12 protein-coding genes are annotated in these 19,887 nt (G+C 71.3%); 6 read left to right on the forward strand and 6 right to left on the reverse strand.

Features of this window, described 5'->3' with window-relative positions:
- Positions 1-64 precede the first annotated feature (64 nt).
- The 3 genes from glpK to H9641_RS13125 form a co-directional block, all read right to left on the reverse strand.
- Positions 65-1,582 (reverse strand): glycerol kinase GlpK, encoded by a 1,518-nt coding sequence (gene glpK, locus H9641_RS13115; protein ID WP_191804473.1) that lies wholly within the window; start codon positions 1,580-1,582, stop codon positions 65-67.
- Positions 1,583-1,726: 144 nt separating this feature from the next.
- Positions 1,727-2,488, reverse strand: coding sequence for an MIP/aquaporin family protein (locus H9641_RS13120; protein WP_191804475.1), 762 nt, complete (start codon positions 2,486-2,488; stop codon positions 1,727-1,729).
- A 211-nt stretch (positions 2,489-2,699) separates the two neighbouring features.
- Positions 2,700-4,448 carry a glycerol-3-phosphate dehydrogenase/oxidase gene (locus H9641_RS13125; protein WP_191804477.1) on the reverse strand — a complete coding sequence of 583 codons (1,749 nt, stop codon included), beginning with the start codon at positions 4,446-4,448 and terminating at the stop codon, positions 2,700-2,702.
- Positions 4,449-4,688: 240 nt separating this feature from the next.
- On the opposite strand from H9641_RS13125, the gene H9641_RS13130 reads away from it, so the two are divergent.
- Both H9641_RS13130 and H9641_RS13135 read left to right on the forward strand, forming a co-directional pair.
- Positions 4,689-5,693, forward strand: a complete 1,005-nt coding sequence (locus H9641_RS13130; RefSeq protein WP_191804479.1) for a sugar-binding transcriptional regulator — start codon at positions 4,689-4,691, stop codon at positions 5,691-5,693.
- 37 nt (positions 5,694-5,730) lie between these two features.
- Entirely contained in the window at positions 5,731-6,258 is a 528-nt protein-coding gene (locus H9641_RS13135) for an amino-acid N-acetyltransferase (protein ID WP_191804481.1), read from the forward strand.
- 10 nt (positions 6,259-6,268) lie between these two features.
- On the opposite strand, the gene H9641_RS13140 is transcribed toward H9641_RS13135, so the two are convergent.
- Positions 6,269-7,225, reverse strand: coding sequence for an A/G-specific adenine glycosylase (locus tag H9641_RS13140; protein WP_191804483.1), 957 nt, complete (start codon positions 7,223-7,225; stop codon positions 6,269-6,271).
- A gap of 122 nt (positions 7,226-7,347) precedes the next feature.
- On the opposite strand from H9641_RS13140, the gene H9641_RS13145 reads away from it, so the two are divergent.
- Complete coding sequence (locus tag H9641_RS13145; protein ID WP_191804485.1) at positions 7,348-8,178, forward strand: hypothetical protein; 831 nt, start codon at positions 7,348-7,350, stop codon at positions 8,176-8,178.
- A 62-nt stretch (positions 8,179-8,240) separates the two neighbouring features.
- Here H9641_RS13145 and disA read toward each other — a convergent pair whose 3' ends face one another.
- Positions 8,241-9,326, reverse strand: a complete 1,086-nt coding sequence (gene disA / locus H9641_RS13150) for a DNA integrity scanning diadenylate cyclase DisA (protein ID WP_191804487.1) — start codon at positions 9,324-9,326, stop codon at positions 8,241-8,243.
- 76 nt (positions 9,327-9,402) lie between these two features.
- Positions 9,403-10,899, reverse strand: coding sequence for a DNA repair protein RadA (gene radA / locus H9641_RS13155; protein ID WP_191804489.1), 1,497 nt, complete (start codon positions 10,897-10,899; stop codon positions 9,403-9,405).
- Between the two features lie 151 nt (positions 10,900-11,050).
- On the opposite strand from radA, the gene H9641_RS13160 reads away from it, so the two are divergent.
- From H9641_RS13160 to H9641_RS13170, 3 genes are all read left to right on the forward strand, one after another.
- Positions 11,051-11,614 (forward strand): potassium channel family protein, encoded by a 564-nt coding sequence (locus H9641_RS13160; protein ID WP_191804491.1) that lies wholly within the window; start codon positions 11,051-11,053, stop codon positions 11,612-11,614.
- 243 nt (positions 11,615-11,857) lie between these two features.
- Positions 11,858-16,426, forward strand: coding sequence for an Ig-like domain-containing protein (locus H9641_RS20775; protein WP_318244566.1), 4,569 nt, complete (start codon positions 11,858-11,860; stop codon positions 16,424-16,426).
- Between the two features lie 192 nt (positions 16,427-16,618).
- Positions 16,619-19,864, forward strand: coding sequence for an OmpL47-type beta-barrel domain-containing protein (locus tag H9641_RS13170; protein ID WP_318244567.1), 3,246 nt, complete (start codon positions 16,619-16,621; stop codon positions 19,862-19,864).
- Positions 19,865-19,887: the final 23 nt, after the last annotated feature.

Genomic DNA, 19,887 nt, shown 5'->3' on the forward strand with positions numbered 1-19,887 from the left:
CCCCCCCCCCCCCCCCCCCCCCTCCTGTGCGAGAGGACGACCTCCCGGGAACCGTCGAGAAGGACTACTTCTCGACGTCCTCGTCGACCCAGTCGAGGGTCTTGCTGACGGCCTTCTTCCAGTTGCGGTAGAGGCGCTCGCGCTCGCCCTCGTCCATCGACGGGGTCCAGCGCTTGTCCTCGGCCCAGTTCGCGATGACGTCCTGCTCGCCCTGCCAGAACCCGACCGCGATGCCCGCGGCGTACGCGGCGCCGAGCGCGGTGGTCTCGGCGACCTTGGGCCGCACGACGTCCACGCCCAGCTGGTCCGCCTGGAACTGCATGAGCAGCTCGTTCTGGACCATGCCACCGTCGACGCGCAGCTCGGTGAGGTCGACGCCCGAGTCGGCGTTCATGGCGTCCAGGACCTCGCGGGTCTGGAACGCCACGGCCTCGAGCGCCGCGCGCGCGATGTGGTTCTTGTTGACGTAGCGGGTGAGGCCCACGAGGGCGCCACGCGCGTCGGAGCGCCAGTGCGGCGCGAACAGGCCCGAGAACGCGGGCACGAAGTACGCGCCACCGTTGTCGTCGACCTTGCGGGCGAGCCACTCGACGTCGGGTGCGTCCGAGAACATGCCGAGGTTGTCGCGCAGCCACTGGATGAGCGAGCCCGTGACGGCGATCGAGCCCTCGAGCGCGTAGCGGGCGGGCTGGTCGCCGATCTTGTAGCAGACCGTGGTGAGCAGGCCGTTCTCGCTCATGACCTTCTCGGTGCCCGTGTTGAGCAGCATGAAGTTGCCCGTGCCGTACGTGTTCTTGGCCTGCCCGACCTCGAAGCAGGCCTGGCCGAACGTCGCGGCCTGCTGGTCACCCAGGATGCCCGCGATCGGGACACCCGGGAGGAGCCCGCCGGGGCGTCCCTTCCCGTAGACCTCGGAGGACGACTTGATCTCCGGGAGCATCGAGAGCGGGATGCCCATGTCGGCCGCGATGTCCTCGCGCCAGCTCAGGGTGTCGAGGTCCATGAGCATGGTGCGCGAGGCGTTGGTCACGTCGGTGACGTGCACGCCGCCGTCGACGCCGCCCGTCATGTTCCACAGGACCCAGGTGTCGGTGTTGCCGAACACGAGGTCGCCGGCGTCGGCCGCCTCGCGAGCGCCCTCGACGTTGTCGAGGATCCACTTGACCTTGGGGCCGGAGAAGTACGTCGCGAGGGGCAGACCGACGATCGCCTTGTACTTCTCGGGGCCCGCGTCGCCGCCGAGCTCGTCGGCGATCTTCTGCGTGCGGGTGTCCTGCCAGACGATCGCGTTGTAGACGGGCTTGCCGGTCCTGCGGTTCCACACGACCGCGGTCTCGCGCTGGTTGGTGATGCCCACCGCGGCGATGTCGGTGTAGGTCACGTTCGCGCGGGTCAGCGCGAGGCCCACGGCCTCGCGGACGTTGTTCCAGATCTGCTCGGGGTTGTGCTCGACCCAGCCGGCCCGCGGGAAGATCTGGTCGTGCTCGAGCTGGCCGGAGGAGACGATCTCCCCGGCGTGGTTGAAGACGATGGCCCGGGAGCTGGTGGTTCCCTGGTCGATGGCGAGAACGTAGTCGGCCATGGTGTGTCAGTCCTTCACGTCGGTGTGGTTGAGCGGGTGCCGCGCTGCGCGGCAGGAGTTCACGAGAGGTCGCCGTGCCCGACGGCGGGTGGTCGCGTGACCGGGGCGGGTCGCCCCGTCCCGGTCACGCGTGGAGGTGCGAGGTCAGGCCCAGGCCGCGCCGAGGAGACCGGCGAGGACGCCGCCGACGAGCGGGCCCGCGACCGGGACCCAGGCGTAGGCCCAGTCGCTCGAGCCCTTGCCCTTGATGGGCAGGAACGCGTGCGCGATGCGCGGGCCGAGGTCACGTGCAGGGTTGATCGCGTACCCGGTGGGGCCACCGAGGGACGCGCCGATGCCGACCACGATCAGTGCGACGGCGAGGGGGCCGAGCCCCGACGGGGTACGACCGGAGGCGACGACGAAGAACACGAGCACGAACGTCGCGAGGACCTCCGTGACGAAGTTCCAGCCGTACGAGCGGAGCTCGGGGCCGGTCGAGAAGACCGCGAGCTTGGTCGCGGCGGGCGCGTCCTCGTCGAAGTGCTTCTTGTAGGCCAGGAACGCGAGCACCGCACCGACGATGGCGCCGATCATCTGCGCACCGAAGTACATGAACATGTTGCCCACGGTCGGTTCGATGGTCGCGGTGACCAGGCCCTCGGGTCCGGTGACCGAGAAGAAGGGCTCCTGCGCGGTGAACAGACCGATGGTGACGGCCGGGTTGAGGTGTGCGCCGGACTTGAAGGCGACGTACACGCCGGCGAAGACGGCAAGGCCCCATCCGAAGTTGATGAGGAGCCAGCCGCCGTTGAAGCCCTTGGTCTTGGGGAGGATCACGTTGGCTACGACGCCGGCGCCCAGCAGGATCAGGGTCGCGGTGCCGAGTATCTCGGACCAGAAGGCGTTGAGGAGGAGTGTGTCCATCAGCTTCTCTCTTTCTTGGTGGACTTCGTTGTCGCAACCACCCCGGCGCATCCGTGCGGCGGGGCCCCGGTGTGCGCCGCGAGGTGCGCACCCGTGAGGTTGGGGGTGTGCCGGCCCCGACGTCGCCCGGCGCGAGCCGAGCGGGCCGGGGACCGGCGATGAAGTTGTTCTCGGGGAGCCTGGGGCTCCGGTGGTCAGGAGGGCAGGTTCGTCAGGAGGCGTCGAGCGGCTTGAGCGGTGCGACGTCGTCTGCTGCGAGGCGTGTGCGCTCGGCCGTGGCGTCGTCGGGCTCCTGCTCGGCGGCCTCCTCGGCTCCGGCGCGTGCCGTGTAGGACGCGATCTCCGCGGCCTTCTGCTCGGCGGTCCAGCCGAGGAGCGGGGCGGCGATGTCGGCGATCTCCGGGAGGGCGCCGAGACCGCGGTCGAGCACCTCGTAGTTCAGACGCGTGCGGTGCAGCAGGAGGTCCTCCAGGTGGAGGGCGCCCTCGTGGGTCACGCCGTAGCTGATCTCGGCGCGCAGGTACGCGGGCGCGTGCTCGAGCGGCTTGGCGAGCGAGGGGTCGGCCTGGCACAGCGCGACGATGTCGCGCAGGTTCGAGCCGTAGCGGTGCAGCAGGTGGTCGACCATCTGCGGGGTCCAACCGAACTTCGAGGCCCACGGCCGCGCCTGGCGCCGGACCGCGTCGAGGCCGACCGCGCCGAGCAGCGGGATCTTGTCCGTGATCGACGGAAGGGCCGCGGCGCGCTGACCGATCGCGAAGTCGACCGCGTCCTTGGCCATGACCCGGTACGTCGTGAGCTTGCCGCCCGCGATGACCGTGAGACCCGGGGTGGGGGAGGCCGTGGTGTGCTCGCGCGAGACCTTGGCCGAGCTGGTGCCCTCCTTGGTGCCGGGCTGGAGCAGCGGGCGCAGGCCCGCGTAGGTCCCGATGATGTCGTCGCGCGTGAGGGGCTGGGCGAGGACCGCGTTCGCGTGCTCGAGGATGTACTCGATGTCCGCGGACGTGGCGACCGGGTGGGTGAGCTCCTGCTCCCAGGGGGTGTCGGTCGTGCCGATGACCCAGTAACGGGACCACGGGATGATGAAGAGGACCGACTTCTCGGTCTGCAGGATCAGGCCGACCTGGCCCTTGATGCGCTCGCGCGGGACGACGATGTGGACGCCCTTCGAGGCCAGGACGCGCAGGCCGCCGTCCGTGCCCGCGAGGGCCTCGGTGTCCTCGGTCCACACGCCCGTCGCGTTGATGACGGCGCGTGCGCGGACCGTGATGCGCTTGCCCGTCTCGAGGTCCTCGAGGATCGCGCCGTTGACCGCGCCCGTCGAGCCCTTGGTGAGCTCGACGACCTGGGTCCGGGACGCGGCGTGGGCCCCGTAGGAGGCCGCGGTGCGGATCAGGGTGGAGACCAGGCGGGCGTCGTCGACCGAGGCGTCCCAGTACTGGACGGCGCCGATCGCGGCGTCGTGCGCGAGGTCGGGGAACTTGCGCTCCATCTGCTTGCGCGAGAGGTGACGGTGCAGCGGCAGCGCCCGCTTGCCCGGGGCCATGCTCGCGAGCGTGTCGTACAGCGCGATCCCGGCGCCGACGTAGGCACGCTCCCACACGCGGTGCTCGAGCGGGTACAGGAACGGGACCGGGCGCACGAGGTGCGGGGCGAGGTCCTTGATGAGCAGGTCGCGCTCGGTCAGTGCCTCGTGGACCAGGTGGAAGTCGAGCATCTGCAGGTAGCGCAACCCGCCGTGGACCAGCTTGCTCGACCGGCTCGACGTCCCGGAGGCCCAGTCCTGGGCCTCGACGATCGCGGTCGAGAGGCCACGGGTCACGGAGTCGAGGGCGATGCCCGCTCCGGTCACGCCTCCGCCGATCACGAGGACGTCGAGCTCCTGGTCCGCGCTGGTGCTCGCCTCGAGCGCTGACAGCGCCCGCTGGCGAGACTCTGCGGTGAGTCTGCTGGAAGTCATCCGATGGCCTTCTCTCGTCGTCGAACTGGTGCGTCCCCGGTGGGAGGCGCAGGAGGAGTACCTCCTGTGACATTCCCACGGGCCCGCTTCACGCGCTAGCGGTACGACACGGTTCCCGTCCGGGCACCGTTCCGTGGCACAGCGCTGTTGAAATGCCGCTGCACGTATTAACGTCAACATGTCAGGAACGTTCGCGCAAGCGCAGTGCACAAACGTGCAACAGAGGTGGGAGACCGGCAGATGGCGGATCGGGAGCAGGACGTCCTGCGGGCGGCCTCGATGTACTACCTCCAGGACATGAAGATGGAGGCGATCGCGAAGCACCTGAGGACCTCGCGGTCGACCGTCTCGCGACTGGTCAAGAAGGCCCGTGAGACAGGTCTGGTGGAGATCACGCTCCGGCCAACGCAGAGTCGGGCGCCGGGTCTGGGGGCGCACATCTCGGCCACGTACGGCATCGACGCCTACGTGGTGCCCGTCCCTGACTCGACACAGCAGGTGGACCGGCTCGACCAGGTCGCCCTGACGACCGCACGGCTGCTCGGCTCGTGGTTCGACTCCGACATGATCCTCGGCATCGCCTGGGGCACGACGCTCGCGGCGATCTCCCGGCACCTGAGCCGCAAGCCGACCCGCGGCTCCGCCGTCGTGCAGCTCAACGGGGCGGCGAACACGCGCACCTCGGGCGTCCACTACGCGGGCGACCTGATCGCGGGGTTCGGCGAGGCGTTCGACGCGCACGTGCACCATTTCCCAGTCCCGGCGTTCTTCGACTTCGCCGAGACCAAGCAGGCGATGTGGCGCGAGCGGTCGGTCCGGCGTGTGCTGGACGTCCAACGCAGGGCCGACGTCGCGCTGTTCTCCGTCGGGGCCGTCTCGGGCGGCGTGCCCAGCCACGTGTACTCGGCGGGCTACCTCGAGCCCGAGGACATCGCGGTGCTCGACGCCGAGGGCGTGGTGGGGGACGTGTGCACGGTGTTCCTGCGGGCCGACGGCACGTACCGCGACATCGCGCTCAACGAGCGCGCCACGGGCCCGGGGCCCGACGAGCTCCGGCGGATCCCGCAGCGCATCTGCGCGGTCGCGGGGGACAACAAGGTCGCGCCGCTGCGGGCCGCGCTGCGCGCCGGGGTCGTCACGCACCTGGTCGTCGACGAGATCACGGCGTCGCACCTGATCGAGCAGGAGACGGGGCGGATCTCGGTCGCGCGCACGCGCAATGAGAGTATGCATTCGGGTGCATGATTACGCACCAGGCCGTCTCGCGGCGTAGATTGGGCGCGTGACGAGCACCTCCACCCCCACCCTCACGCTCCGCCCCGCCCTCCCGGCGGACGTGCGGGCCATCCGCGGGCTCGTCGAGCCCTACGCGCAGGCCCGCATCCTCCTGGCCAAGGAGATGGTCGGCTACTACGAGGCCGTCCAGGAGTTCGTCGTCGCTGACGTCGGCGAGCCCGGTGCGCCCGAGGTCGTCGGGTGCGGCGCGCTGCACGTCATGTGGGACGACCTCGCCGAGATCCGCACGCTCGCGGTCGACCAGTCCTGGCGCGGGCACAGGGTCGGGCACCAGCTCGTGGTCGAGCTCCTCGACCGCGCCCGCGCCCTGGGACTCCAGCGGGTCTTCTGCCTGACGTTCGAGGTCGACTTCTTCCGCGCGCACGGGTTCGAGGCGATCGACGGGACCCCCGTGTCGCCCGACGTCTACGCCGAGCTCCTGCGCTCGCACGACGACGGCGTGGCCGAGTTCCTCGACCTGGCCCGCGTGAAGCCCAACACGCTCGGCAACACGCGCATGCTCATCACGCTCTGAGGAGTCTCGCTCAGGCCGGCAGCCGGTAGACGTCGCCGTCCTGCTCGAGCAGCCCGTCCTCGACGAGGCTCGCGACGCACCGCCCGAGCTGGGCCGCGTCGGGCCACAGCCCCGCGACCACCTCGCGGTGCACGGGGCCGTCCGCCCCGCGCAGCGCGGCCATGACCCGGCCCCGTGCCTGGCGGTCGGTACCCTCCCAGGCCTGGGTCCGTCGTCGGGCGGCGTGCTCGTCCGGCGGGCTGCCCGCAGCCCGCCACGCGCACAGGTCCGCGACCGGGCACTCGCCGCAGCGCGGCGAGCGCGCCGTGCACACGAGCGCGCCCAGCTCCATCGAGGCGGCGGCCCACAGGGCGGCGTCGGCGTCCTCGGGCGGCGCGACCAGCGTCGCGAGCCGGCGCTCGGCCGCGGTGTACGACGGCGCGGGCAGCGCGGTCCCCGACACCGCACGCGCCAGCACGCGCCGCACGTTCGTGTCGACGACGATCGCGCGCCGCCCGTGCGCGAACGCCGTCACGGCCGCGGCCGTGTACTCCCCGACGCCCGGCAGTGCGAGCAGCTCACCCGCGTCCTGCGGCACGAGCCCCGCGTGCCGATCGACGATCGCCCGTGCGCAGTCCTGCAGGCGCAGCGCGCGCCGCGGGTAGCCGAGGCGCCCCCAGGCGCGCAGGACGTCGGCCGTCGAGGCCGCGGCCAGGTCCGCCGGCTCGGGCCAGCGGTCCATCCAGGCGCGCCACGCGGGCTCGACGCGGACCACGGGCGTCTGCTGGAGCATGACCTCGCTGACCAGGACGCCCCAGGGGGAGCAGTCGTCGCGCCGCCACGGCAGGTCGCGTGCACTCCGGGCGAACCACCGCCCGACGGCGTCACGCAGGTCCGCGTGCGGGGCCGGGGCCGGGAGGCTCGCCAGGGCGGTACGGGTGTCGGTGCGAGCGTCGGCGGCGCCGGGCGCGGTGGGGGAGAGCGGCATGGTCCGACCATTCTCGCCGATGCGCGGGGGCGCGGTGTGGCAGTGACGGAAGCGTCCCGTCGGGGACGTACCGTTGCCCCAGCGCAGGACTGTCCAGCGCAGACCGTCGAACGGAGCCGCACGTGAGCACGCCGCGAGGCACCCGGCCACCGACCGGGGCGACCCCGGTCCCAGGGCGCCCGGGCGCCGGGTCCGGCGGCGCGTCGTCGGGCAGACCCACGTCCCGGACCCTGCGCGTGCGGCGCATCCTGGCGCTCGTCCTGCTCGCGGTGATCGTCGTGGGCGTCGTGATGCTCGTCAAGGCGGCCATCGCGTTCGGGAGCGGTCTGCTCGCCGACGCACCCGAGGGCAAGGTGGCTCCGCCCCCGCCGCAGGAGGCCGCCGTCGGCGGGTACAAGAAGTGCGAGGTCAAGGACCTCACGCTCGGGCTCACGGCGTCGAAGTCCTCGTACGCCGACGGAGAGAACCCGTCCTTCGCGCTCACGCTCACGCACGTCGGACGCCGCCCCTGCTTCGTCGACTCCTCGCCCGCCTCGCTCGAGCTCGTCGTGACCTCGGGACAGGACCGCATCTGGTCATCGGTCGACTGCCCGCCCGCCAAGAAGGTGCTGCTCATGGCCCCCGGCGACGCGTACCCCCAGACCGTGGACTGGGCGCGTGCACGATCTGCCGCGGAGTGCCCCGCAGACCTGCCCGCACCCGGGGCGGGCGACTACAGCGCGGTCGTGACATCGACCGAGGTGAGCGGCCTGGCGAGCGCACCCGTGGTGTTCACGCTCCAGGCTCCGCCCCCACCGCCCGTCGAGACGCCGCCCGCGACCGAGGCACCTGCCGACGGGACAGTACCTCCCGCTGAGGGGGACGCAGCCGCCACGGACGAGACGGCTCCCGCCGACGGGGCGGTTCCTCCGGCGGACGGGGCCGAGACCGCGACCGACGGCGCGACTCCGTAGACCGAGCAGGGGTCGCCGCTCGGAGGATGCTGCACGTGGGGGTGCTGGACGGGCCCTCGGGCCTAGACGTACCGCTCGAGGATGCTGGACTCCGCGAGCCGTGAGAGCCCCTCACGGACCGCGCGGGCTCGCTGCTCGCCCACGCCGTCGACTGCCATGAGGTCGTCGATGCTGGCTGCGAGGAGCTTCTGCAGCCCGCCGAAGTGCGTGACCAGGCGGTCGATGATGGCGCCCGGCAGGCGGGGGACCTTGGAGAGCAGCCGGTACCCGTGCGGTGCGACCGCGGCGTCGAGCGCCTCGCCGCCTCCGGGGAGCTCGAGGACGCGGCCGATGATGGTGAGATCGAGCAGCTGGGTCTGGTCGAGGGCGGCGAGCGCGTTCTTGACGTCCGCGAGCGAGCGTTCCTTGCGGCTGAGCTCGACGTAGTCGCGGATCACGGACTCGCGGTCCGAGCCGATCCCGCCGATCAGCTCGTCGAGCTGGAGCGCGAGGAGGCGACCGTCCGTGCCGAGCTCGACGACGTAGCCGGCGATCTCCTCGGAGATGCGCCCCACCATCTCGAGGCGCTGGACGACCGCGCACACGTCGCGGACCGTGACGAGGTCCTCGATCTCGAGGGCGGACAGCGTGCCGCTGACCTCGTCGAGGCGGGCGCGGTAGCGCTCGAGCGTCGCGAGAGCCTGGTTGGCGCGCGACAGGATGGTGTCCGAGTCCTCGAGCACGTAGCGCAGGCCGCCGACGTAGAGCGCGACGATCCGCATGGACTGGCTCACCGAGATGACCGGGAAGCCGCTCTGCTTGGCGACGCGCTCGGCGGTGCGGTGACGCGTGCCGGACTCGGTGGTCTCGATCGTGGGGTCCGGGAGGAGCTGGACCGCCGCGCGCAGGATCCGGTTCGCGTCGCGGTCCAGGACCACGGCGCCGTCCATCTTGGAGAGCTCGCGCAGCCGCGTCGCCGAGAAGCCGACGTCCAGCACGAACCCTCCCGAGCACATGGTCTCGACGACCTTGTCCAGGCCCAGCACGATCAGTGCACCCGTGCGACCTCGAAGGATGCGCTCGAGCCCGTCGCGGAGCTCGGTACCGGGGGCCACTGCGGCGAGGGTCTCCCGGAGCAGGTCGTCAGGATGCACAGGGGAGTTGGCCACGTGGGCATCTTACGCTGCCAGGTTGTCTCAGGGGCAGGAAAACGCCGTCCGCGGACAACTGGAGGTCACGATGGGATCACGGTTGACCGACGTCGAACCGGGTGCGCTCCTGCTGCGGGGGCAGGTGGCCGCCGCGGGCGAGCTCGACGGCCTCTCCCAGGTGCTGCGCGGGCAGGACCGTCATGCCCGCAGGCGGTTTGGGAGACGACCCGTGCGGCACCACGGCCCGCGTGAAACCGAGACGGGCGGCCTCGGCGAGCCGCCGGTCCAGCCCGGCGACCGGGCGGATGTCCCCGGCGAGCCCCACCTCCCCGATCGCGATGGTCCCCGGGGGCATGACCTGGTCCTCGCGGGCCGAGAACGTGGCCAGCGCGATGGACAGGTCTGCCGCAGGCTCGCTGACCCGCGCCCCGCCGATCGTCGAGACGTACACGTCCTGGTCGACGAGGCGGACCCCGGCGTGCCGGTGCATGACCGCGAGGATCATCGCGAGCCGGCTCGAGTCGATCCCGCTCGTGGTGCGCCGCGGGTTGGCCAACGAGCTGGGGACGACGAGCGACTGGATCTCGAGGGCGAGCGGCCTGCGGCCCTCGAGGGTCACCGTGATGCACGTGCCGGGGACGCCCGCCCCCGAGTGCGACAGGAACAGCCCGCTGGGGTCCGCGAGCCCCACGATCCCCGTCTCCGAGAGGTCGAAGCAACCCACCTCGTCGGTGGGGCCGTAGCGGTTCTTGATCGCGCGCACGAGGCGCAGGCGCGAGTGACGGTCACCCTCGAACTGGCACACCACGTCGACCAGGTGCTCGAGCGTGCGGGGCCCGGCGACCGAGCCGTCCTTGGTCACGTGCCCGACGAGGATCACGGGCAGGTCGCGCTCCTTGGCCGCGGCGATGAGCGCCGCGGCGACCTCGCGGACCTGGCTGACACCCCCCGGGGCCCCGTCGACCTGAGCCGAGGCGATGGTCTGCACCGAGTCCACGACCAGGAGGTCCGGGTTCGTGGCCTCGATGTGCCCCAGGACCGTCGCGAGGTCCGTCTCGGCAGCGAGCAGCAGGCCGGGAGCCAGCGCTCCCACACGCTCGGCGCGCAGCCTGACCTGCCCGGCGGACTCCTCGCCGGTGACGTACAGGACCGTGCGGGGCCGCGGTGCGGGACGGGGAGCGTCCTCGGGGGAAGCGACCTTGTCGCTCACCCCGGCCGCGACGTTGCTCGCGACCTTGAGCAGGAGCGTCGACTTGCCGACGCCCGGCTCCCCGGCGAGCAGCACCACGGCCCCCGGGACGATCCCGCCACCCAGCACGCGGTCGAACTCCGCGACCCCCGTGGGGGTGGCCCGTGCGGTCTCCACGTCGATCTCGCCGATGGGGCGCGCCGGGGAGCGTGTGGGCGCGACGGCCGCGGTGCGGGGTCCTGCCGACGCGGCGGCCTCCTCCGTGACGGTGCCCCACTCCTGGCACTCGCCGCAGCGGCCGACCCACTTGGCGGTGGTCCAGCCGCACTCGCCGCAGCGGTAGGCGGGACGGGCCGGGCGCTTGCTCGTGGCGCGGGAGGCCGCGGAGGTCGATGTGGTCACGGGCGCCACGCTAGCGACAGGCACCCACACGTGCCGCGGCCCGGTGCGCCCGTGCCCACAGGCCGGCGCACCCGTGCCGGCACGGTGCTCCGTCCCTCCGGTCGGACCGGTCCCGCTCGCGCGCCGGTGGGCCCTTGTCCATCATGAAGCCATGCGACGGCTCCGGAAGGACAGCCCGTGGTGGACGGTCATCACCACGCTCGGCTCGCTCGCGGCCTGCCTGCTCCTCTTCTACGGCGTGCCGCTCGGTGACGGTGGGCGAGAGTGGGAGCAGATCCTCTTCTTCGTGATCGGGTTCGTCGGACTCTGCTACCTCGTCACGTTCCAGGTGCGCCGCCAGCTCCGTGCCGGCCGAGAGCCGAGCGTGCGGGTCCAGTCCGTCGTCGGGCTCCTGTCGCCGATCATCATCTTCTTCGCGATCGCCTACTACCTCCTGGCCGTCCATAGCGAGGCCGAGTTCGTGGGCATCGAGACCCGCACCGACGCCCTCTACTTCACGGTCGTGACGCTGGGGACCGTCGGGTTCGGCGACATCCACCCCGTGGGGCAGGCGGCGCGGGTCGTGACGATGGTCCAGATCCTCTTCGACCTCGCGGTCATCGGCATCCTCGTCGCGGTCGCCACACAACGGCTCGAGTCGCGCGCGCGGTGGCGCGAGGAGCACGGTGAGCCGGACGAGGACGACGGGCCTGCGTCCGGACCTCACGAGCGCTGACCCAGCGGCTCGGCGCCCACCGAAAAATCGCCCTGAGAAACTTTCGGTGCTGGGCGCCCTGAGACGGCTCGTGCAGAGCGTGTTCTCCATATCAGCGCAGGTCAACTCGCAGGCGCGCGCATATGTGAACGCTCATACGAAGCGGTCAGAACCGGACCAATTACCGAAAACCATTGCGTTCTGTGTTTCCGTGTGCCATCTTTCCGGGGACCGAACCATCTCGACGAGGAGAGGTGTACGCCCGTGAAGAAGCGAGCGACCAGACCCCAGCGCGTCCCGGTCGGCAGAGCCCGGCTGACGATCGCGAGCACGTTGACCCTTGCCGTGGCCACGACGGGACTCGTCGTCCCCTCGTTGGCCCAGGCCGCTCCCAACGCGGACGTGGGCTATCCCGTCTTCAGCGGCGACGCGAAGCCCGTCCCCGCGGAAGGGACCGGCTACCACGTGCGCAACCAGCTCCAGGCGATCTACGACGCGGACGTCGCGGCAGGAGCCGGCAGCGGGACCGACAAGGACTTCTGGATCGACAAGATGCTCGCGCGCACGGGCAACACGCCGGGCGGCTCCAACGGCGACGCGAACCAGTGGCTGTTCAGCCGGGGCCGCGCGGTCTTCATGAAGACCCACCAGCCGGCCACGCTCGGGTTCGGCGGCGAGGTCGCGTACTGGGAGTCGCTCGCAGGCGGACAGGGCGCGTACACCATCACCCTCAACGTCAACGGTGCGAACGTCACGCTGACCGAGGACGCGGCGGCACGCAAGCAGACCCCGAGCTACTGGCGCAGCACGTTCGTCAACACCGCGCAGGGCCTGCGCGTGGTGCAGACCAAGTTCATCACCGACGCCAACGTCGCCGTCACCAACCTCACGGTCTCGAGCACGAACGGCACGGCCAAGCAGGTCAAGGTCTCGGCCGCGTCGTCGTTCGCCAAGACCCCCGAGGGCGACGAGCTCACGGGCTCGGTGCAGGCGTTCAACAAGCTGACCACGGTCTTCCCGCGGCTCTCGGGCGACGGCTTCTCGCCGGCCGACGGTGCGATCACCCGCACCCTGGACGTCCCGGCGACGGGTTCGGCCAGCACCAAGGTCCAGCTCGGGTTCGTCACCGAGGAGATCCCCGAGTCGCGCACCGACTACGACGCGTTCCGCGCGGCGACGCCTGCTGCGGCCTACACGGAGCACGTCAGCGCCTACAACCGGTGGTGGGCCGACAACGTGCCCTACCTGGACACGCCCGAGGACAACATCGACAAGACGCTCTTCTACCGCTGGTGGCTGATGCGCTTCAACTTCCTCGACGCGAACATCCCGGGCAACGACTTCCAGTTCCCCACCTCGATGGAGGGCGTGCTGGGCTACAACAACAACATCGTCCTGACCACGGGCATGTTCATCGACGACCTCAAGTACTTCCGCGACCCCGTCTACTCCTACGGTCCCTGGGTCTCTGCGGGCGAGGTCGCCAAGAGCGGCAAGTACGTCGACAACCCGGGCGATCCCGCGAACTGGTCCAACAGCTACACGCAGTACATCTCCGAGGCCGCGTGGCGCTCGTACCAGCTGCACGGCGGACCGACGGTGATCGCCCAGAACCTCGCGCAGTACGCCGAGCGGGACGTCAAGGACCTGCAGGCGTCGTTCGACAACGACGGCAACGGCCTCATCGAGTACAACTGGGGTGCCATGACGGGCAACGACGCCGACGCGGTGTCGTTCCACTGGCGCGCGGGCAACATGGACCGCACCGAGAACGCCTACCTCTACTCCAACGCCAAGGCGTCGGCCGCGGCGTACCGGACCGCGGGCAACGAGGCCAAGGCGGTCGAGATGGACGCCTTCGCCGAGCAGATCAAGGCGGCCGTCCTCGAGTACCTCTGGGAGCCGGCGCGCGAGACGCCCGACGAGGTGGGCCTGAAGGGCAACCTCCTCAAGCACCGTCACGTCGCGACCGACGCGCTGGTGCCGTGGAAGGAGATCAACAACTACTACCCGTTCAGCGTGGGCCTCATGCCCAAGCCGGGTGACGCGGACTACGACCAGCCGTACGTCGAGGCGCTGCGCCTGTTCGCCGACGACGAGCAGTACCCCGTCTTCCCGTTCTTCACGGCCAACCAGGCGGACCAGGCGGCCTACGGCGGGCCGGGCAGCAACAACTTCTCGGTCATCAACTCGACCGTGTCGTTCCGGATGCTCTCGAGCGTCCTGCGCGACTACCCGAACGACTACGTGGACGCCGAGCTCTACAAGAAGCTCCTCTACTGGAACGCGTGGTCGCACTACCAGAACAACGGCGACAACAGGTACCCGGACCAGAACGAGTTCTGGTCGAACGGCACGGCCGACCCGCAGAACATCGGCTACCGCTCGTGGATCCACCACACGATCCTCGGCACGACGAACTTCACGATGATCGAGGACGCGATGGGCCTGCGCCCACGCTCGGACGACAAGATCGAGCTCGCCCCGATCGACATCGACTGGGACCACTTCACGGTCAACAACGTCCGCTACCGCGACAAGGACCTCACGATCACGTGGGACGCCCCCGGCGGCGAGAAGCACTACGGGGCCGACGTCCCCGAGGGGTACTCGGTCTTCCTCGACGGTGAGCTCGCGTTCACGGTCGACGAGCTCGCGCACGTGACCTACGACCCGTCCACGGGCACGGTCGACGCCCCCGCGGGTGTCACCGTGACCACGGCCGAGGAGCGTCAGGTCCAGGCTCCGCAGGACGTCGTGTTCGCCGCGGACGCCCGCGTCGTGGACATGATGGCCAAGGCGGGCGCCGACGTCTCCCCGGCCTCGGCCGGCTCGACGAACCTCGCGCAGGGCAGGCCCGTCACGGCCTCGTTCTCCGCGAACGGCCGGGGTCCGGCGGGTGCCGTCGACGGCACCACGGTCAACGAGCCCTTCTGGGGCACCGTGGGCTCGCCGAACGCCAAGGACTCGCTCGAGGTCGACCTGGGCTCGGCCCAGAAGGTCGACGACGTGCGCGTCTACTTCTACCGTTCGTCCTCGACCGCGACCGTCTCGGGTTACTCGGCCCCGGCGCTCTACACGGTCGAGTACCTCGACGGGACGCAGTGGAAGCCCGTCCCGGCGCAGTCGCGCGCCCCCCTGTTCCCGCAGGGCAACTTCAACCACGTGCAGTTCCCCGAGGTCACGACCTCGAAGCTGCGCGTGACCGTGACCCACGCGGCGGGCGCCAAGACCGGCATCAAGGAGGTCCAGGCCTTCTCGACCGGGGTCGAGGCCCCTGCCTCGACCAACCAGGCGCCCAAGGCCGACGCGTGGACGGACTCGACCTACAACCAGGCCGGCTCGGCCCGGCTGCTGGGCACCGCCCAGGACGACGGTCTGCCGAACGGTCAGATCACGTCGGGCTGGTCGGTCGAGTCCGCGCCCGAGGGCGGCAGCGCCGTGTTCGACAACCCGAAGGCCACGACCTCGGTCGTGCGCTTCACGAAGTCCGGCGCCTACACGCTGCGCCTGACGGTCTCGGACGGCGAGCTCACCTCGACCAAGGACGTCGTCGTCCAGGCGACGGCGCTCTCGGACGGCGAGATCAACGTCGCCTCGACGGCCACGCCCACCGCGGACTACACCGCGGGCTGGAACAACGTGAACGCCGTCAACGACGGCAAGCCGTCGTTCTTCACGGGAGGCGCCGGCACGGACCTGTGGGGCACCTGGTCGGGCTCTCGCCCGGCGAGCCGGTGGCTGCAGTACGACTTCGAGGCCCCGGTCCGGGTGGACAAGGCGTCGATCGACTTCTGGACCGACACGACCACGGGGGGTGACGGCGTGGCCGTGCCCAAGGCGTGGAAGCTCCAGTACTGGGACGCGGCCGGAGCGGGCTCCTGGAAGGACGTGACGAACCCGTCGACGTACGGCACCGAGCGCCTCAAGACCAACGAGGTGACGTTCGACGCGGTCACGACGAGCAGGCTGCGCGCCGTCTTCACCGCCCTGCCCAACGCCGGGGGCACGAGCAACTCTGCCGTGGGCGTGTCCGAGTGGCGTGTCTTCGCGGCTCCCGCGGTCTCGGCCGCCGACGTGCACGTGCGGACCGCCGTCGGGACCCTGCCCACGCTGCCGGCCACCGTCGCGGTGACCTACGCGGACGGCTCGGTCGTCGAGAACGGCGTCGCCTGGGGTGCCGTCGAACAGGCGCAGGTCGAGCAGATCGGTGACTTCCCGGTCCAGGGATTCGTCGCCGGCACCACGCTCGTGGCCCAGGCGACCGTCTGGGTGCGCGGTCCGGACGCCGTCCAGATCAACACGATCGGCGACACCGCGGTCTCGACCTCGGTCGGTGCCGCACCGGTCCTCCCGGCCACGGTCACGGTCCAGTACAACGACGGTTCCCAGCAGAGCGGGATCGCCGTGACCTGGGACGTGGTCGAGCCCGCGCAGTACGCCGCGGACGGCACGTTCGAGGTCACGGGAGCGGTCGAGGGTACCGACAAGCGGGCCAGGGCGACCGTGACGGTCGGCACCGGTGAGGGCCAGCCCGAGCCGGACGTCGCGGTCACCGTGACCGCGAGGTCGCAGTGCGTCGGCAAGGTCGCGGGGCTCTCGGTCCGTGTCGTGAACGACGAGGAGGTCCCGGTGGACGTCAAGGTCACGACGCCGTTCGGCACCAAGACCTTCGCCGGCGTCGCGCCCGGCAAGTCGGCCAGCCAGACCTTCAGCGCCCGCAAGGACGCGATCGAGGCGGGGACCGTGAGCGTCGTCGCGACCGCGACGGTCGACGGCACCGCGGTCACGACCGAGGTCGAGCAGGCGTACGACGCCGTCAGCTGCGGCTAGACCCGAACGACCGCGGGGGCGGCGGCTGCAAACGTCGCCCCCGTGGTGCCAGACCGCGCACCCCGGGGGAGAGGGAACCCTCGGGGTGCGCGCCCCTCAGCTCCTGCCCGTCCGGGCGGCGGCCACGCAGGACACGCCGACGTGCTCCTCCGGTCGCCCGGCCGGAGCAGGTCGAGCAGACCGGAGAGCACAGTGAGTCCCACCAGACCGTTCCTCGAACCACCACGCCGGACCGCGCGCAGCGGCCCGTCCGTCACGGCGGCAGCGGCCGTCGTCGCGGTCGTCGCCTCGACGACGTTCGCGCTCGGCGCGGGCCAGGCCACCGCGGCCACGCTGCCCGACGGCGCAGCGCCCGCCCCGCAGGTCGTCGCGGCTCCCGCGTCGTACACCTTCACGAGCCCCCACAACCCGATCCTGGGAGACGGCTCGTACTACTCGGCCGACCCCGCGCCGCTCGTCGTCCCCGCAGGGGCGCCGGGCAACGACTCGGCGTCCGACCAGCTCTACGTGTACACGGGCCACGACGAGGCGGGCCCCACGACCAACGACTTCATCATGAACGAGTGGGGCGCGTTCGTGACCGACGACGTCCTGGCCTCGGGGTCGACGGGCGAGTGGACGCACTACCCGTCGCTCATGCGTCCCGAGCAGGTCTTCGCGTGGGCTACGCCCGGACGGGCGTACGCGGGCCAGGTCGTGCCCGGGATCGACGGCCGCTACTACTGGTACGTGCCGGTGCACGAGGCCGCGAGCACCGCGGAGGACAAGTTCGGGATCGGTGTCGCGGTCTCCGACTCGCCGACCGGCCCCTGGACGGACCACGTGGGCGCGCCGATCATCTCGCAGAAGGTGCCCACCGCGAACACGATCCACAACATCGACCCCACGATCCTCGTCGACGGCGAGGGCGCGGCGCAGAAGGTCTACGTCTACTGGGGGAGCTTCGGCAACCTGCGCATGCTCGAGCTCGGGCAGGACATGAAGACCCCGGTGGGCTCGGTCCGGACCGTGAGCGGCCTGACGGGCTTCTTCGAGGGTGCGTGGGCCTTCGAGCGCGACGGGACCTACTACATGGCGTACGCGGGGAACAACGCCGGTGCGACGTCGTCGTGCACCCCGGCGAACTACCACGCGTGCATCGGGTACGCGACGGCCGCCTCGCCCGCCGGCCCGTGGACGTACCGCGGGACGATCCTCGACCCCGTCTCCTCGACCACGAGCCACCCGGGGATCGTCGAGTACGACGGCGAGTGGCGCCTGGTCTACCACACGGCCGACGCCGTGGGCGGGAACCACTTCCGCCGATCGGTCGCGGTCGACACGCTGCGCTTCGACGACAGCCAGACGCCGGCCCGGATCGAGAAGGTCGTGCCGACACCGGCCCGCACGGCCGACCGGACCCCGCGCGCGAACGTCGCGCAGGAGGCTCGGGTCACGGTGTCGAACGACCCCGTCCCCACGCAGTACTGGATCAAGGCGCTCAACGACGAGATCGTGCGCCCGAACCCCCTGCCCCCGGACATGTGGGGCACCTGGACGGCGAACAACCCGGCCCAGCAGTGGGTCCAGTACACGTGGGACTCCCCGGTCCGCGTCGGCGGTTCGCAGATCGACTTCTGGAACGACCAGCCGCAGGGCACGGGCGTGGGCGTCGCGGCTCCGGCCGCGTGGCGCATCCAGTACTGGGACGCGACCGCGGGCGCGTGGGCCGACGTCCGGAACCCGAGCGGCTACGGGACCTCGACCAACGGCTTCCAGAGCACGACGTTCGACGCGGTGACCACGACCCAGCTCCGCGCGGTCCTGGACGCCTCGACCAACGGCAGCACGTTCTCGGGCGTCGCGGTCGAGGAGTGGAAGGTGCTCGCGGCCCAGCCCGCTGCGATCGACCGGCCGGCCATGACCGTCGAGATCGGCGAGACGGAGCTGCCGGGCACGGTCGCGGCGACGTACCCCGGTGACCCTGCCGAGACGCTCGCGCTCCCCGTGTTCTGGGACGCGGTCGACCCGTCGTCGGTCGCGCAGGCGGGGACCTTCACGGTCGAGGGCTCGGTGCTCGGCTACGCCGCCGGGCGGGTCACGGGCACCGTGACCGTCGTGGACCCGGCCGACACCGAGGGGGACGACACCGCCCCGGAGGTCGCGTTCTCGGTCAGCGGCTCGGCGGGCACCGGCGGGTGGTTCCGGTCCGACGTCACGGTCCGTGTGTCGGGCGCGGACGACGGCGGGGGTCGGGTCACGCTCGACACGCGGGTCGACGACGGCTCGTGGTCGAGCACGCCGAGCGTCCGGTTCGTCGACGTCGCGGTGAGCGGCGACGGCCGGCACGTCGTGGCGGCGCGGGCCACGGACAACGCGGGGAACACCTCGGCCGAGAGCACGCAGACCGTCTCGATCGACCGCACGGCCCCCGTGAGCACGGGGGTGCTCGACGAGACCGCTCGCACGGTCACGGTCACCGCGACCGACGCGACGTCGGGCGTTGCCCGCGTCGAGTACATGGTCGGGACCGGCGCATGGACCGAGTACTCCGGTCCCGTCGCCGCACCGGACTCGAACAAGCACGACGTGTCGTTCCGGGCGATCGACGCGGCGGGCAACGCCGGGACGGCCCAGCGCCTGACGATCGCGGCCGACGTCTCGGGCCCGTTGACCGGCAACGTCGCGCCCATCGCGACGCCGAGCGCGTCCTACACCGCGGGCTGGAACTCGCTGGGCGCCGTCAACGACGGCCTGGTGCCGAGCAGCCCGAGCCAGGGGCAGCTGTGGGGTACCTGGTCGGGTGAGCGGCCCGAGAGCCAGTGGCTCCAGTACGACTGGGCCCGGCCCATCGTGCTCACGGGGGCCGAGATCCAGTTCTGGCAGGACTCGCCCCAGGGGACGGGCAACGGTGTCGCCCAGCCTGCGTCGTGGTCCCTGCAGTACTGGGACGCCTCGGGACCGGGGTCGTGGAAGGACGTCGCGAACCCCTCGGGGTACGGCACGAGCACCACGGCCCTCAACGCCGTGACGTTCGACCGGGTCACGACGTCCCGGCTGCGCGCCGTGATCCACGCGGACTCCGACGGGACGAGCTACTCGGCCGTCGCAGTCTCCGAGCTGCGGGTCATGGCGGACGACCCGGGGGTCGGTACGCCGGAGGACCCCGAGGTCGCCGTGACCGTGACGGTCACCGCGAAGTGCGTGGGCGGGACCGCGCAGATCGCCGTGCGTGTCGTCAACGACGAGCCCGCACCGGTCTCGGTGCAGGTCCGGACGCCGTTCGGCACCAAGTCGTTCGTCGGGGTGGCGCCCGGCAAGTCCGCCGCGCAGACCTTCTCGGCCCGGTCCGCCGGGGCCGAGGCGGGCGTCGTCACGGTGGTCGCGACCGGGCAGGTCGGCGGCCAGGACGCGGCGAGCACCTTCGAGGCGCCGTACGGGGCCGTGGCCTGCGGCTGACGGGTGGTGGTCCGGACGCGTCG

It is taken from the genome of Oerskovia merdavium (genome assembly GCF_014836755.1).
GTDB classification, from domain to species: Bacteria; Actinomycetota; Actinomycetes; order Actinomycetales; family Cellulomonadaceae; genus Oerskovia; species Oerskovia merdavium.

What these genes read in the sequence shown, in the direction of transcription:
- glpK (WP_191804473.1), bottom strand. Translation starts at nt 1,582, where the DNA reads ATGGCCGACTACGTTCTCGCCATCGACCAGGGAACCACCAGCTCCCGG.
- H9641_RS13120 (WP_191804475.1), bottom strand. Translation starts at nt 2,488, where the DNA reads ATGGACACACTCCTCCTCAACGCCTTCTGGTCCGAGATACTCGGCACC.
- H9641_RS13125 (WP_191804477.1), bottom strand. Translation starts at nt 4,448, where the DNA reads ATGACTTCCAGCAGACTCACCGCAGAGTCTCGCCAGCGGGCGCTGTCA.
- H9641_RS13130 (WP_191804479.1), top strand. Translation starts at nt 4,689, where the DNA reads ATGGCGGATCGGGAGCAGGACGTCCTGCGGGCGGCCTCGATGTACTAC.
- H9641_RS13140 (WP_191804483.1), bottom strand. Translation starts at nt 7,225, where the DNA reads ATGCCGCTCTCCCCCACCGCGCCCGGCGCCGCCGACGCTCGCACCGAC.
- H9641_RS13160 (WP_191804491.1), top strand. Translation starts at nt 11,051, where the DNA reads ATGCGACGGCTCCGGAAGGACAGCCCGTGGTGGACGGTCATCACCACG.